The sequence below is a fragment of the Paenibacillus albidus genome (assembly GCF_014644435.1).
GTDB lineage: Bacteria > Bacillota > Bacilli > Paenibacillales > Paenibacillaceae > Paenibacillus_AQ > Paenibacillus_AQ albidus.
This window is the reverse complement of sequence record NZ_BMKR01000011.1, coordinates 157952-172157: the sequence shown is the minus strand read 5'-3', so window position 1 is coordinate 172157 and position 14206 is coordinate 157952. Positions and strand designations below refer to the sequence as shown.

At 51.8% G+C, this 14206-nt stretch carries 11 protein-coding genes; 10 read left to right on the top strand and 1 reads right to left on the bottom strand.

The features are described from left to right. Positions 1-14 precede the first annotated feature (14 nt). A complete protein-coding gene (gene qoxA, locus IEY53_RS15345) occupies positions 15-1031 on the bottom strand; it encodes a cytochrome aa3 quinol oxidase subunit II (RefSeq protein ID WP_189026334.1) in 1017 nt (338 codons plus the stop codon). Between the two features lie 494 nt (positions 1032-1525). Between qoxA and IEY53_RS15340 the strand changes: the two genes are divergently transcribed. The 10 genes from IEY53_RS15340 to IEY53_RS15295 all read left to right on the top strand — a co-directional run bounded on the left by IEY53_RS15340 (position 1526) and on the right by IEY53_RS15295 (position 13788). After that, positions 1526-2659 carry a polysaccharide deacetylase family protein gene (locus IEY53_RS15340; protein ID WP_229696178.1) on the top strand — a complete coding sequence of 378 codons (1134 nt, stop codon included), beginning with the start codon at positions 1526-1528 and terminating at the stop codon, positions 2657-2659. Between the two features lie 215 nt (positions 2660-2874). Beyond that, a complete protein-coding gene (locus IEY53_RS15335; RefSeq protein ID WP_189026329.1) occupies positions 2875-3645 on the top strand; it encodes an amino acid ABC transporter substrate-binding protein in 771 nt (256 codons plus the stop codon). 16 nt (positions 3646-3661) lie between these two features. Beyond that, a complete protein-coding gene (locus IEY53_RS15330; protein ID WP_189026327.1) occupies positions 3662-4321 on the top strand; it encodes an amino acid ABC transporter permease in 660 nt (219 codons plus the stop codon). 15 nt (positions 4322-4336) lie between these two features. Further along, positions 4337-5080, top strand: coding sequence for an amino acid ABC transporter ATP-binding protein (locus tag IEY53_RS15325; protein WP_308424224.1), 744 nt, complete (start codon positions 4337-4339; stop codon positions 5078-5080). Between the two features lie 151 nt (positions 5081-5231). Then, positions 5232-5621, top strand: a complete 390-nt coding sequence (locus IEY53_RS15320) for a GntR family transcriptional regulator (RefSeq protein WP_189026325.1) — start codon at positions 5232-5234, stop codon at positions 5619-5621. Continuing rightward, positions 5614-6516, top strand: coding sequence for an ABC transporter ATP-binding protein (locus tag IEY53_RS15315; RefSeq protein ID WP_189026323.1), 903 nt, complete (start codon positions 5614-5616; stop codon positions 6514-6516). Before IEY53_RS15320 ends, IEY53_RS15315 begins: the two co-directional genes overlap by 8 nt. Continuing rightward, positions 6491-8536 (top strand): DUF6449 domain-containing protein, encoded by a 2046-nt coding sequence (locus IEY53_RS15310; RefSeq protein ID WP_189026322.1) that lies wholly within the window; start codon positions 6491-6493, stop codon positions 8534-8536. The genes IEY53_RS15315 and IEY53_RS15310 overlap by 26 nt, the downstream gene beginning before the upstream one ends. A gap of 340 nt (positions 8537-8876) precedes the next feature. Further along, positions 8877-9680 carry a nucleotidyltransferase domain-containing protein gene (locus IEY53_RS15305; RefSeq protein ID WP_189026320.1) on the top strand — a complete coding sequence of 268 codons (804 nt, stop codon included), beginning with the start codon at positions 8877-8879 and terminating at the stop codon, positions 9678-9680. A 44-nt stretch (positions 9681-9724) separates the two neighbouring features. Beyond that, on the top strand, positions 9725-11161 hold the full coding sequence (locus tag IEY53_RS15300; protein ID WP_189026318.1) for a 3' terminal RNA ribose 2'-O-methyltransferase Hen1: 1437 nt from the start codon (positions 9725-9727) through the stop codon (positions 11159-11161). Beyond that, the gene (locus IEY53_RS15295; RefSeq protein ID WP_189026316.1) at positions 11158-13788 is read left to right on the top strand and encodes a polynucleotide kinase-phosphatase; all 2631 of its coding nucleotides are present in this window, start codon (positions 11158-11160) and stop codon (positions 13786-13788) included. Before IEY53_RS15300 ends, IEY53_RS15295 begins: the two co-directional genes overlap by 4 nt. Positions 13789-14206: the final 418 nt, after the last annotated feature.

The following is a 14206-nucleotide window of genomic DNA, read 5'->3' as shown; positions in this document are numbered from 1 at the left end:
ATGACGGCAATCGGTTAATCGCTGTGATGTGTGTGTTCTTCGACAGGAGAGCTTGGCAGCGGCTGATCCACTTCAGGATGCGGCTCACCGTCAAATTCCGTCTCACTGGATGGTTCAGGGGAAGGATGGATGTCCTTGTGTTCCTGATGATCCGTGTTTCCGTTATCTATATCCGTGTCCTTGCCATCATTACTCATATGGTCTCCGTGATCTCCCGGAGGCGGACTAAAGGACAAGTGGGTTGAGGTATAGGTTTTGCGTCCGACATGTTCCATCGCAAGCAATCCTTTGAATTCGTCTTCAGTAAGCGGCGATGCCGTTTCTTTGACTTCCTTGATCCAATCCTGGTAATCCTTATCGGTCATCGACAGCGCTTCAAATTCCATATGGGCAAAGCCCTTACCACTGAAGTTGGCGTTCTTTCCGATAAAAGAGCCCACCGTATCGGCAGACAGATGCAGGGTAGTGATCATGTCGCTCATGGCATACTTTTGTCCGCCCAGCTGTGGAACCCAGAAGCTGGTGATTGTACCGAAGGAGTACAAGCGGAACTCAACTGCACGATGGACGGGAATATTCACATAGTTCACCGTTTCAATGCCTTCCTCGGGATAACTAAAATGCCATTTCCAGTTAGAAGAAGAAGCATAGATGACCAGCGGCTTCTGGTCTTTGTAATCTGCAGCCACATTTTCCACAGCGCTGGTGGTTTTAACGGTTACGACAGACAGGAAAGCTACGATCAGAATCGGAATTGCGATCCAAGTCGCTTCCAGCCAGACATTGCCCTCCTCGTGGGGCGGAACGTAACCCTCATTGCTTTTTTTGGCGCGGTACTTCACGAGCACCCAAATGTATAAGATGTAGACAACAGCCAGAACACCGAGCATCACAAGTATGGAGAGGATGATCGTGTCAGATAACGTTCGCGCAGCCGGACCTTTAGGGTTCAGAACAGTGAGTGAACTGCAACCTGGCAAAAGTAGGACTAGGCTGAGGAATAAAGCGTATAACGGCCCCTTTTTGTTCATGTTGAACTCCTTTCTTCAATACTACTTTTCATAACCGATTATGATTAACCTCTATATATAGTAAGAATTTCGCGGGGAGAATGCAAAAGACATATTTTATCATTTTTCCTATTTCGGACCTTAAAAATGGCGATTCAGTTAAATATTTGTGTTCAATTTGTTACAAGTGTCTAATGATATGATTTAAATCACTGTAACGGCGCTGTTTTGTGGATGTTTTTAATTGTTCAAACTTTGTTCAACAATTCACTTTTGTTACTAAATTCGTCACAAATATTATGCCTCCAAAAGCCGGGATTTATGCTTTTTTCGTTGATATGACAGGATTCGCGGGGAAAACGGTACAGCTGCAAAAAATGACGAATGTACAAAAGGGGGGCGGAGAAGGTAACAAGATTTCTTATTTTTAGTTACAATCTCTCAAATATCATTGCATTCATCTGTGATAGAGTAATAGACAAATATACACAGATGGGAGATAACAGCAAGTGTCGATGAAGAAAGTATCGCTATTATTGATTGTTTTATTTGTAAGTCTTGGTTTGGTGGGGGAGGCCGGAGCGGCCGGGTCAGCCAAACTGAAATTGGGAGTGAATGATACCTTAACCGAAATTTATGCAGTTGCCGACAATAACACCTACTATGTTCCGGTCCGTGACCTGGCGAAGGCGCTGGACCTGACACTTACCGGACTTGCGGACGGTATTCAGGTTGCAGGACATAAGCATAAAGTGAAGCTGTTGAATGGCAATGCAGGTGCCTTGCTGCAGGATGGGACAACAGTCCAGCTCAAGACCTTTCAGCAAAACGGGAAGCTGATGGTGCCCCTGAAGGTGACGGCTTATCTTGGTTACACTATCTCCTTCAAAGCGGACCAATATCTCCTTCGGGTGAAAGATGCAAATGCGGCTTTGGATGACTCGGCATTTGTGGCCAAATATAAAGAAGAATTGAAGCCGAAGCCAGTGGTTGTACCGACTGCACCAACTGCTCCGGGCGGAACTGAAGGCAAAAAGGGTGCAACCGTGTATCTGACTTTTGATGACGGCCCGACAGCCGCGACTTCACAGCTGCTGGATATTCTGGCGAAATATGATGTGAAGGCAACCTTTTTCATGATTGGCCCGAATATGAATACATATAAGAGCCAAGTTAAGCGAATCGCCAAGGAAGAGCATGGGCTTGCCCTGCACGGAATGACTCACCGCAAAGAGAAATTCTATGCTTCTCCAGCGGCCGCTCTGGCCGAAATGAACGGTGACAACGCGATTCTGAAGAAGATTACCGGAACCAGCACCAGCATCATCCGCACTCCTTATGGAAGCAAGCCTTATTTCACGAAGACTTTCCGGGATAAGGTGCTTGGCCAAGGTTATCATCTGTGGGATTGGAATGTGGATTCGGAAGACTGGAGGTACAAGGAGAACAGCACAAAAATCTACAATTCGGTGATGAGCCAGGTTCATAAGCTTGGAAAAAATACGGACCCGGTCATTCTGATGCATGATCAGAAGGCCACTCTCAAGGTGCTTCCGCGTATTCTGGAAGCCTTGAAGAAAGAAGGCTATCAATTCGCCGTTATTACCAAAGATCAGAAGCCGCTCAATTTTTGGCATGATGCACGGTAATCATCCTTCCTTTTTATTGAAGCAGCTCGAAGGTATTAATGAAGAGGTTGTCAGAACAGCATTGCGCTGTCCTGGCAGCCTCTTTGGTTATGGACACAGAACCGTCCCTCTTTCTATATCGACTTCCCTTCCTATGCTATGTTATTATGATACTCTGATAACGTGTTAGCGAACTAAAGTGACGCTACAAGGTTAATTATAGGGGGAACAGAGAGATGAAGAGTAGAACACAATGGGTCTTATTCCTGGTTGTTATGATGGTTGTATTGGCGGGTTGTTCCAGTTCGGGAAGCAAGGACGGGAAACTTGTAATTGGTATAGACGACAAATTCGCGCCAATGGGTTTTCGAGATGATAAGAATGAAATTGTCGGCTTCGATATTGATTATGCCAGAGCGGCAGCCGAGAAAATGGGCAAAGAGGTCACCTTCCAGCCTATTGACTGGTCAGCCAAGGAGTCAGAGCTGAACAGCGGACGGATTGATATGATCTGGAACGGCTATACCATCACGGATGAGCGGAAGGAGAAGGTGCTCTTCACCAAACCTTATCTGGAGAACAGTCAGGTAGTTGTGGTGCCGGCAAATTCAGATTTATCCAAGCTTGCGGATCTGGCGGGCAAGGAAGTGGGGCTGCAAAGCCTTTCCTCGGCAGCCGATGCCCTTGAGGCAAGTCCGATTAAGTCTGCTGTTGCCAAAGTCTCAGAATTCCCGGACAACGTGCTGGCGCTGACGGATCTGAAGACCGGCCGTCTAGCCGGCGTGGTTATTGATGAGGTTGTAGCCAAATACTATATGTCCATCGAGCCGGATACGTATAAGCTGCTGGATGAATCACTGGCGCCTGAACAATATGGAATCGGGATCAAAAAAGGCAATGAAGCCTTGCTCGATGAGCTGCAAAAAGCGCTGGATGAGCTGAACAGCGACGGAACGGCAGCCGAGATTTCGACCAAATGGTTCGGAGAAAACAAGGTGCTGAACTAGGCGGGGGCGGATAGAAATGAATTTCGATTATATCATTCAAATTTCCGGCCCGATGCTGGAAGGAGCACGGACCACGGTCCTGTTGTTTCTGATCGTGATCGCTTTGTCGATTCCGCTCGGATTTGTGGTTACCCTGATGGCCAAAAGCGCGCTGAAGCCGCTGGCCTGGATGGCCCACAGCTATATTTATGTGATGCGCGGGACGCCGCTCCTGCTGCAGCTGTTGTTCTTCTGCTTCGGATTGCCGCAGATTCCGGTGATCGGAGAATATCTCGTGTTGGACCGCTTTGTCGCGGCCAGTCTTGGATTTATCCTGAACTATGGCGCTTATTTTGCGGAGATCTTCCGCGGCGGTCTGCTCTCCATCGACAAGGGGCAGCATGAGGCCGCCAAGGTGCTGGGCCTTAGCAAATGGCAGACCCTGCGCAAGGTTATTCTGGCCCAGATGTTCCGGGTAGCCCTGCCTGCAGTGGCGAATGAGTCTATATCCCTTGTAAAAGATACGGCGCTGCTCTACGCGGTAGCTGTACCCGAGCTGCTCAATTATGCCAAGACAGCGGTCAACCGCGACTTTACAGTAACACCGTTTGTAGTGGCCGGCGTGATATATCTGCTGATGACGCTTGTTCTGACGTTATTCTTCAAGGCACTGGAGCGGCGTTTCAAATTCGAATAGAAGGACTGTCCTGATATGAACACCATGATTGAAGTTAAAGAACTGCAGAAATCCTTCGGCAGCCTGGAGGTGCTGAAGAAGGTCAGCTTCTCCGTAAGCCCGGGGGAAGCCGTAGCCGTTATCGGACCGTCCGGCTCCGGTAAAAGCACGATGCTCCGCAGTCTTGTGCATCTGGAGGAGATCACAGGCGGCAGTATTGTCATCCAGGGCAAGCCGCTCGTAGAGAATGGCAAATACGCCGGAGCCAGCGATATCCGCACCATTACAGCAAGCATGGGGATGGTGTTCCAGCATTTTAATCTGTTCCCCCATTTGACGGTAAGGGGGAACCTTGAGCTGGCTCCCCGTACCTTGAAGCGGGAGAAGGTCGCTGCGATTGAAGCAAAGTCCCGCGATTTGCTCGCCAAAGTGGGGCTAGCCGATAAAGCGGATGTTTATCCCTCGATGCTTTCGGGCGGACAAAAGCAGCGTGTGGCCATTGCCCGGGCGCTGATGCTGAATCCGGACATCCTGCTGTTTGATGAGCCGACTTCGGCGCTGGATCCGGAGCTGACCGGTGAGGTGCTGCGCGTCATCCGCCAGCTGGCGGATGAGCAGATGACGATGATCATCGTCACGCATGAGATGAACTTTGCCCGCGACGTGGCAGACCGTATCATCTTTATGGACAAGGGGGAGATTGCCGAATCCGGAACACCGGAACAGATCTTCGGCAGTCCAAGGCTCGAACGGACCCGGTTGTTTTTGAACCAGGGCTGAACAATAAACGTTTATATTCACGGATGTGTTCCCAAGTGTGGTTTGGGAGCACATTTTTTTATTGACTTTATTTTCCGACTGTATTAAAAATAGTAGTACAGTTAATACACTGTATGGTCAGGCAGCACAGATCATAGAGAGGAGGAGGGTTATGTTTGAACTGGACGTCCGCAGCCGCAAACCGATTTATGAGCAGCTGATGGGGAAGGTTAAGGAATTGATCCTGCACGGAATCCTGCAGGCAGATGAACAGCTGCCTTCCGTAAGGTCGTTATCCTCACAGCTGACCGTGAATCCCAATACAATTCAGAAGGCCTACCGGGAGCTGGAGCGCGATGGATACATCTACTCTTTGCAAGGCAAAGGGAGTTTTGTAGCACCGGTGCGGCAGGAACAGAATGAGAATCAAAAAGCACAACTGCGGGGGGAATTGCTGCGGCTGATGGCTGAAGCTGTGTATCTCGGATTTACGGTAGCGGAAGTTAGTGCACTGTACCATGAGGCGGAGGAACAAAGAGAGAAGGGGATGGGCAATGATTGAGCTGCGGAAAGTCACTAAATTTTTTCAGGAAGAAAAAGCTGTCGACGATATTTCGCTGACCGTACATAAAGGAACTATTTATGGGCTGCTCGGTTCGAATGGAGCCGGAAAAACAACCCTGCTAAAGACGCTCGCCGGCATCTATAGACCCGAATCAGGGACCGTAAAGGTAGCTGGCCAGGCAGTTTTTGAACACCCGGAGACGAAGCGCAAAATTGTGTTTATGCCCGATACGCCTTACTTCTTTCCACAGTCGTCGATCCGCCATATGGCTGACTTTTATCGTTCGATATATCCCGGCTGGAGTGAGAAGCGTTTTGAGGAATTGAGTATAGTATTTAAGCTGGATCAGGGGCGGAAGCTCAGCCGCTTCTCCAAAGGGATGCAGCGTCAGGCTGCAATCTTGCTTGGTCTAAGCTGTATGCCCGATGTGCTGATCATGGATGAACCGATTGACGGACTGGACCCGGTAATGCGGCGCCAGATTAAGAATCTGCTGTTCCAGGAGGTTGCCGGACGCGAACTGACGGTTATTATTTCTTCGCATAATCTGCGGGAGATTGAAGACCTCTGCGACCATGTGGGCATTATGCACGGCGGGAAGATGCTGATAGAAAAGGATCTGGACGATCTGAAGGCGGATACGCACAAGGTTCAGGTGGCCTTCCGCAAGGAGAGCCATGAGATTCCGCTGGCGGCCAAGCTGCAGGTTCTGCACCGGGAGCAGAGAGGCAGTGTCCATTTGTTTATTGTCAAAGGGGACCGGGAGCGCATTGCTGCCGCCTTCCAGGTCTATGAGCCCTATGTGTTCGATCTGCTTCCGTTAACTCTGGAAGAGATATTTATCTACGAAATGGGGGATGCCGGATATGATGCGCAGCCGATACTTCTTTAATTCCAGCATTATCCGTCAGAACCTGCGCCAGCATGGATGGATCGGCATTCTGTATGCACTTGGACTGCTCTTGGTACTGCCGCTGCAAATGTTTATGGGCAATAACACGGAAATGGACCGGATTGAGCTGGACAGTCTGTTCAAGGTTGGGTTTGCCGGACAAGCGCTGCTGCTGATCACTTGCCCGATTGTGGCAGGACTGTTCCTGACGCGTTATTTGCAGGCCAAATCGCCTTCCGATTTGTGGCACAGTCTTCCGCTGCGCCGGGAACATCTGCTGACCGCCAATTTGGCCAGCGGACTGCTTCTGCTGCTGTTGCCTGTCTGGCTGACGGCTGGAGTAAGTGCCGCCCTGGGGTCGTGGAGCGGCAACAGGTACCTTTTTGAAGGGGCCGATATTTGGAACTGGGCTCTGGTAGCAAGCATTCTTACACTATTCCTATTCTGTTTCACCCAATTTGTCGGCATATTTATAGGCCAGACCATTCTACAGGGTGTGGTAACCTGCATTTTACTGGTGCTGCCTGTAGTCATCAGTCAGTTGATAAGTTTGCATTTGTCGATTTTTTTGTACGGCTACCCCAATCAATCCAGTGTTGAGAACTTCGTCAGCAATCTGTCTCCGTTTATGAACCTGATTGATCTGGAGGCCGCTTCGTTTAGCAGGCTGGAGTTGGGAACTTATTTGGGATTAAGTTTCCTGTTCATCGGATTGTCATATCTGCTCTATCGCGTACGCGACTCGGAGCAAGCAGGTCAGGCGGTGGCCTTCAGGTACATGAATCCGTTCTTCAAAGCCGGTGTGATGCTCTGCGCGGGTCTGCTCTGCGGCGCCTACTTCAGCATGGAAATGAACCGTCAGCCCGGCTGGGTCGTCGGCGGATACGTGGTCGGAGCGCTCTTCGGTTACGCCGCTGCACAGATGGTTATCCGTAAAAGCTGGAACATTTTGTCCCGCAAATCCTCTTTGGAGTGGCTGCTCTACACAGCTCTGCTGGGACTGCTGCTGTATATTCCGGCTTCAGGATTAACAGGTTATGAGAAAAGGGTTCCGTCTGCAGAGGAAATCAGCGGTGTATACGCGGGAAGTAATTATCAGCTGTATACCCCGGAAGATTCCCCTGAAAAAGGGATGGGAAGAACACCGTATACCGGCGAGCAGCCCTATTCCGCGGACCCTGATTATATCGAGGCGGTACGCAAGCTTCACTTGATTGTGGCCGCCGTACAACCGGAAAATTCATTGAAGTCGGCTTACAATTATACCCAGAGCACACGCCTGACGCTGGCTTACAAGCTGGATAATGGCCGGGAGATGATAAGGGAGTACCTTGTCCCTTTGACCGGATTTGAACCGGAGCTTAAGGCGGTCATGGAGACCGAGAGCTATAAGCGGGAGGAGTACGCTCTGGACTGGCTGGATAAAGACATAGAAAAAATACGGCTGAGCACCAACGAAAAGGCAGTTGTTCTCTCGAGTTCTGCAGAAATTGCAGAGTTTAAAGAGATTCTGACCCAAGAAATTCTGAGTATGTCTTATGAAGATCAGATCAGTAACCGGGTAAACGAAGGCGGCATCGAAGTAACCCTGGCTTCTGAGGAGGCTACTACTTCTTCGCATGTTAGAGTATCTTATTCCTCCAGTCATTATTACAGCTGGAAGACTTCCTATCAAGAGTTGGCGCGTTGGCTGGAACAGAAAGGCTACGCCGCCAAGGTCCGTGTGTCCCCGGAGGATATTTTATCGGCGGAGCTCATGAAGGATGATTACAGCGCCCAGCTTTCGGACGGTAATCAGAATAATGTCGACAAGCATATGGAGCTTGCCCGCAGCCAGAAGCGCGCAGTGGTAACAGAAGACAAGGGGATGATCGCTGACATTCTGGCACGTCAAAGGTATTATGATTATAATCGCAGTGATTATTTGGTTCTATTGAAGTATAAAGCAGGCTATGAGAATTACGTGACGCTGGCAGAAGAAGACTTGACGCCTGGACTGCGGGCGCTGATTCCGCAGTAGGCACAGAACCCGGCAGAGGTTGACAATAACTGGATAGGTGCTTTATGCTTTTGAGACTATAGAGACGGGCAGAGGAGGTCAGGCTAATGAATGAGTATAGATATTCTAAACCAAGCAATATGCTATATTTCCGGAACTTAGCTGCCGTCCAGTCCTCTGCTGCCCTGACAAGAGCCTTGTCTTTTGAACAGGTGTACTTATTTTCGGTAAAATAACTTAAGTTATTTTTATCTAAATAGGTGTGCTATAACACTCAGCAGCCCGGTCATGGACGATAAGCGTCCATGGCCTTTTTTGTTTATGGGGTGAATGAAGAGAAGATCTGAAGGGAGAAATACATATGTCCACGATTCATGAATCGATAATGTATCAGCTCCGGACCATCGAGTCGGAGGAGCAGGTCCGTATTCTGTATTCTTGCGAGTCAGGCAGCCGCGCCTGGGGGTTTCCGTCGAAGGACAGCGATTACGATGTCCGGTTCCTGTATGTCCGGCGGCCGGAAGCGTATTTGTCAATCTTCGAGCAGCGGGATGTCATTGAGCGTCCCATCAGCGACCTGCTGGATATCAACGGCTGGGATCTGCGCAAAGGGCTGCAATTGTTCCTTAAATCCAATCCGCCGCTGCTGGAATGGCTGCAATCGCCGATCCGCTACGAGGAATCTTATACGGTGGCGGAGCGTATTCGTGCCCTCTCGCCGCAGAGTTTTTCCCCCAGGTCCTGCATTTATCACTATTTACACATGGCCCGGGGCAATAATCGGCAATATTTACAGGGCGCCGAGGTCAAGAGTAAGAAATATTTTTACGTCCTGAGACCGATCCTGGCCTGTGCCTGGATTGAAAGATACCATGAAGCGCCGCCGCTTGCCTTCAGCGCGTTGGTAGATGAGCTGATTCCGCAGGGAACGGAGCTGTATGGTACCATTCAGCAGCTGCTGGCACGTAAAATGTCCGGGGACGAGCTGGACTTGGAGCCGCGTCTTGGTGTAATCAATGAGTATCTGGAACAGCAAATAGCCCATTTTGAAGAAGAGGCCTCCGGGTTTGGACAGAGTGAGGGCGTTCCCAGGGATGTGTTGGATGAGCTGTTCCGTTCCGCACTTCTGGAAGTGTGGGGAGCGGACAGCCGCTGGACGCGTTAGCTCATTATGGCTATACATGATATTCAGAAGGAGTGAAGAAGAACATGCATCTAATCATCAAGGCGCAAGGTGAAGGAGCGGGAATGCTCTCCCGCCTGCTGGCCAAGAATCCCTATAATCTGTATGACCGTACGGACAAAGAAGCCAGAGTGCGCATTGTGTTCACCTCTGCTTCGGAAGTGGAGACCGAGGCGGTGATTTATGCCACCCCTGATCCGATTGATTTCGTAAGGGGGCCCTCCGCCCCGGAGGATATTACACAGTATATCAACGACAGGGAGTTCGTCACGAGCAGCCTGTTCTGTTCCTATATCCGCGCTGCGCTGGGAACGGCACTGAACGGCAGGCCAAAGGAGGAATATTTGCCATGGGTAGATCACCGCTTCGGGTTGGAGCTGACCTTTGGACCTGTAGCCTCCAATCTGCCTGACCGTATAGTAGAAGAGTTGTTCACCGCCCTTGGCTATGACATAGAGATTACGCGGGGCGACGGCGTCTATTCCTTTGACTTGAAAAGCCGCAGCACAGTCCGCCGAATCCGGCTGCGCGGCGAGCAGACGCTTCAGACTGCACTCCGGCAGCTGTTCGTCCTGATTCCGGCCCTGGACGATTATAAGCATTATTTCATCAGCGGGGATGAAATCGACAAGATCCGGCGTTATGGTGAAGGCTGGCTGGACAGCCACCCGCAGCGGGGCCTGATTCTCAAACGTTCGCTGCGGTTCGCGAACCTGATTAAGCAGTATGAAGAGTTCGGCAGGGGCTTGCCGGGTTCATCCCCGGAATCGGATGCATCAGATGCACAAAAGCCGCAGGAAACACAGGAAACGCAGGCATCATCCGATGGGGAAGAGACCAAAGAGCCTAAAGTAAGACTGAACGACCTGCGGTATGCAGCAATTGCTGATGCTGTGGAGGCCCTGCCCTCCAAAGCTGCTGTTGTAGACTTCGGCTCGGGTGAAGGCAAACTGTCAGCCAGACTCGTCAGTGTTCCGGGTGTCAAACGGATCTATGCGGTAGAGCCTTCGGCGGTTTCCCAGCTGCGGGCCATGGAGCGGTTCGCGAAGCTTGAGGGCAAGCCGGGAGTCACCGTGCCGACTCCGGTAACCGGTTCGCTTTTTTATTATGACGAATCGCTGCGGAATCAGGATGTGATGATTCTGTGCGAGGTTATTGAGCATATTGATGAACACCGGTTGGCCCGGGTGATGGAGACCATCCTGGCCGAATATGCTCCGAAGGTGCTGATCCTTACCACGCCGAACAAGGAGTATAACGAGTTCTACGAGATGGAGGCCGGGACTATGCGGCATAATGACCACCGCTTTGAGTGGAGCCGCAAACAATTCTCGGGCTGGTGCGGCTCATGGTGTGAGCGATACAGTTACTCGGTGGAAGGCAAGGGGATTGGCGAACCTTCGGAAGCGTTCGGGTACCCCACACAGATGGCCGTATTCACCAGAAAGGAGAGCGAAGTATGAGAGAACAAGAGCAGGAACGGCAAGAAGGACAGCGGGTGATTTCCCTCCCGCATGCGGGGATCGTGGTGCTGATCGGCGCTTCGAACAGCGGGAAGACCAGCCTGATTCAGCGGCTGACGGAAGAAGGTACGCTTCGGCCCTCCGAAGCGGTGTCCTCGGACGCGTACCGCATATTGGTAGGAGATGAGGAATATATCGACTGGAAGCACCGTCCGCGCGAAGAAGCGGATATAGTGTATAACGATTATCAGCGGCTTTCAGAATTGGCCTTTGAAGCGATGAATACCATCGTCGCCATGCGCTGCCGTCTGGGGAAGCTTACGGTAGTGGACGCTACGCATCTGCAGGCCGAACACCGCAAGAAATATATTGATCTGGCCCAGCAATATGATGTGCCCTGTACCGCTTGGGTGCTGGACCTTCCGGAAGCCACGCTGCTTGAACGGGATGCCGGACGTGATCATCCGCGCGGACGCCAGCGGGTGAAGCAGCAATTCGGACAATTGAAGCGTTCTTTGCGGGGAATCCGCGATGAAGGCTTCGACCGCACATATTTCATCAAAACCACGGACGGGCTACAGTTCAAGCGCCGTGAGAACCAGCTCCTGGTCGAAATAGGCGAAGGGATGGACATCATAGGAGACATTCATGGCTGTTATGACGAGATGATCGAGCTGCTGGACCAGCTTGGATATGTGCCGGATAGGGAGGGGCTCTACCGGCACCCCGAAGGACGCCAACTGGTATCCGTGGGCGATATCATGAGCCGCGGGCCGCAGTCGCTGCGTACCATGAGCTTCTGGATGCGGCATGTCGATGCCGGGATCGCCCGGATGATCGACAGCAACCACGGCTGGAAGATTGCCCGGTACCTGGACGGCCGCAAGGTGGAGCTCAGCCATGGCGACGAGAATGTTGCAGCTGAACTCGAAGCGTACGCGAAAGAAGCGGGACAGGAAGCAGCGAACGGGCTGCGGGAGAAGCTGAAGCGGTTCCTGCTGTCCGCACCCGGCCATTTGCTGTTCTGCCGGGACGGTGTGCGGCGGCTGGTGGTGACTCATGCGGGCATCCGTGATGAGTATATCGGCAAGCAGTCGAAGCGGATACAGGATTTCTGCCGGTACGGCGATACGGAATTCACAGCAGGACAATCGGCACCGGTACGCAAAGAATGGTATGTCCACCATAATTCCGGTGAAATTATTGTCTGGGGTCATGACCCCCGGCCGTATCCGGCGGTCGTTAAGAATACAGTGAATATCGACCAAGGGGTGGTCTTTGGCGGAGCACTTACGGCCTACCGCTATCCCGAACAGCAGTTCATCAGCGTCAAGGCGCACCGCGACTATGCTGCCGACCCGGACAGCCCGTTGATCCGCTGGGAGCGGGGGCGTTTTTCGCCGCCGAATCTGCGCAAGTTCGTGGATGGCTACGCTGTACAGACCGATCTTTACGGCGAGGTTAAGGTGCGCGGGGAGCTCGTGAAGGCTGCGCTGGATACCGTCTCGCACTATACCATTCCCCTGGAGGAGCTGGTGTATCTGCCGCCGACCATGAGCCCGCCCCCGGACGTTGCCGCCGATGAGGCTTACTTAGAGCATCCCCGTGAAGCGATTGCCTATTTCCGTGCCCAGGGCGTTCAAACGATGGTCGCCGAGAAAAAGCACATGGGCAGCCGGGCTATTCTGCTGTTATTCCGTGATGAGCAGGCAGGCCAGGCTTATGTCGGACGGCCTACGCTGGGAACTATATATACACGGACAGGCCGGGCTTTTTTTGACGCCAAGACTGAAGCCGAGGTGCTCGGCAAGCTGAATGCCGACCTGCGGGCAGCTGCCTATTTCGATCATAACGATACGGATCTGGTGCTGCTTGATGCGGAGATTGTACCCTGGAATCTGAAAGCGCGTGAGCTGATCTCCGCTCAATACGCCCATGTAGCCGAGGCGGCAGTGATGGACCGTGAGCAGCTGCTAGGGAAACTGCGTGAAGCCGAACAAGACGGACGTGAGGTGACGGAGTGGATTGCCGAGATGGAGGAGAAGCTGCAGAGTGCCCAGACGTTTCGCGAGGCCTTCCAGAAATATTGCTGGGATGTGGACGGGCTGGAGGGAATCCGGATTGCTCCGTTTCATACGCTGGCGCACAGCAATCGGACCTTTTTCGGGGAAACACATGTCTGGCACATGGAACACAGCCGTGAGCTCACCCGGGCGTCTTCGTTGTTCCTGGAGACCGAATACCGGACCATCGCCAGCGAGGCGGATGAAGCTGAGGTGATCCGCTGGTGGCAGGACATGACAGAAGAAGGGCATGAGGGCATCGTCATTAAGCCCGGGACCTTTATATTCAGAAATGGAGGCAGCCGCATGATCCAGCCTGCCCTCAAGGTAAGAGGGCGAAAGTATCTGCATATTATCTATGGAATTGATTATCTCCAGCCCGAGAATCTGAGACGCCTCAAACAGCGCAAGACAGGCAAAAAAGAGCGCCATGCCCTCATGGAAAGCGCCCTGGGCGTAGAATCGGTGGAACGTTTCATCCGCAAGGAGCCGCTGGAGCGTGTGCATGAATGCGTGCTGGCCGCATTGGCCCTGGAGTCCGATCCGGTCGATCCGCGCTTGTAGGGGATTCCGGCGCAGACGCCAGCATGAGAGGCAATAATGCCTCAGGATGAGTCAATTCCGGCGCAGATGCCAGATTAGGAGGCAATAATGCCTCAGAATGAGCCGATTTGGGCGCAGACGCCAAAAGGAGAGGCAAAAATGCCTCTCCTAGTCAGCATCAGCAGTTAAAAGGCGGGAATAGATAGCGCATTGGAGAAAGCCACCTTCCGGGAGGTACGCTGTAAGCCTAGGGCGGAGATCGCTAGAGAGCACTTTATACATCAGGATGGGAAAAAGTAGGCTCGTTTTAGGGTTTCAGTGTATTTGGTGCAGCAGGAACCGCAGCATTCGCCGAAAAATGCCTTATGGCTATCCTTTGAATGTACAAAATACATCATTACGGATGTTTGAGCCTCGTTTAAACCATTCTGAGGTACGA

Excerpts from the sequence above, each read along its gene's own strand:
- IEY53_RS15295 (WP_189026316.1), top strand. The coding sequence starts at position 11,158 with ATGAGAGAACAAGAGCAGGAACGGCAAGAAGGACAGCGGGTGATTTCC.
- IEY53_RS15305 (WP_189026320.1), top strand. The coding sequence starts at position 8,877 with ATGTCCACGATTCATGAATCGATAATGTATCAGCTCCGGACCATCGAG.
- IEY53_RS15315 (WP_189026323.1), top strand. The coding sequence starts at position 5,614 with ATGATTGAGCTGCGGAAAGTCACTAAATTTTTTCAGGAAGAAAAAGCT.
- IEY53_RS15330 (WP_189026327.1), top strand. The coding sequence starts at position 3,662 with ATGAATTTCGATTATATCATTCAAATTTCCGGCCCGATGCTGGAAGGA.
- IEY53_RS15300 (WP_189026318.1), top strand. The coding sequence starts at position 9,725 with ATGCATCTAATCATCAAGGCGCAAGGTGAAGGAGCGGGAATGCTCTCC.
- IEY53_RS15325 (WP_308424224.1), top strand. The coding sequence starts at position 4,337 with ATGAACACCATGATTGAAGTTAAAGAACTGCAGAAATCCTTCGGCAGC.
- IEY53_RS15310 (WP_189026322.1), top strand. The coding sequence starts at position 6,491 with ATGATGCGCAGCCGATACTTCTTTAATTCCAGCATTATCCGTCAGAAC.
- IEY53_RS15320 (WP_189026325.1), top strand. The coding sequence starts at position 5,232 with ATGTTTGAACTGGACGTCCGCAGCCGCAAACCGATTTATGAGCAGCTG.
- IEY53_RS15340 (WP_229696178.1), top strand. The coding sequence starts at position 1,526 with ATGAAGAAAGTATCGCTATTATTGATTGTTTTATTTGTAAGTCTTGGT.
- qoxA (WP_189026334.1), bottom strand. The coding sequence starts at position 1,031 with ATGAACAAAAAGGGGCCGTTATACGCTTTATTCCTCAGCCTAGTCCTA.
- IEY53_RS15335 (WP_189026329.1), top strand. The coding sequence starts at position 2,875 with ATGAAGAGTAGAACACAATGGGTCTTATTCCTGGTTGTTATGATGGTT.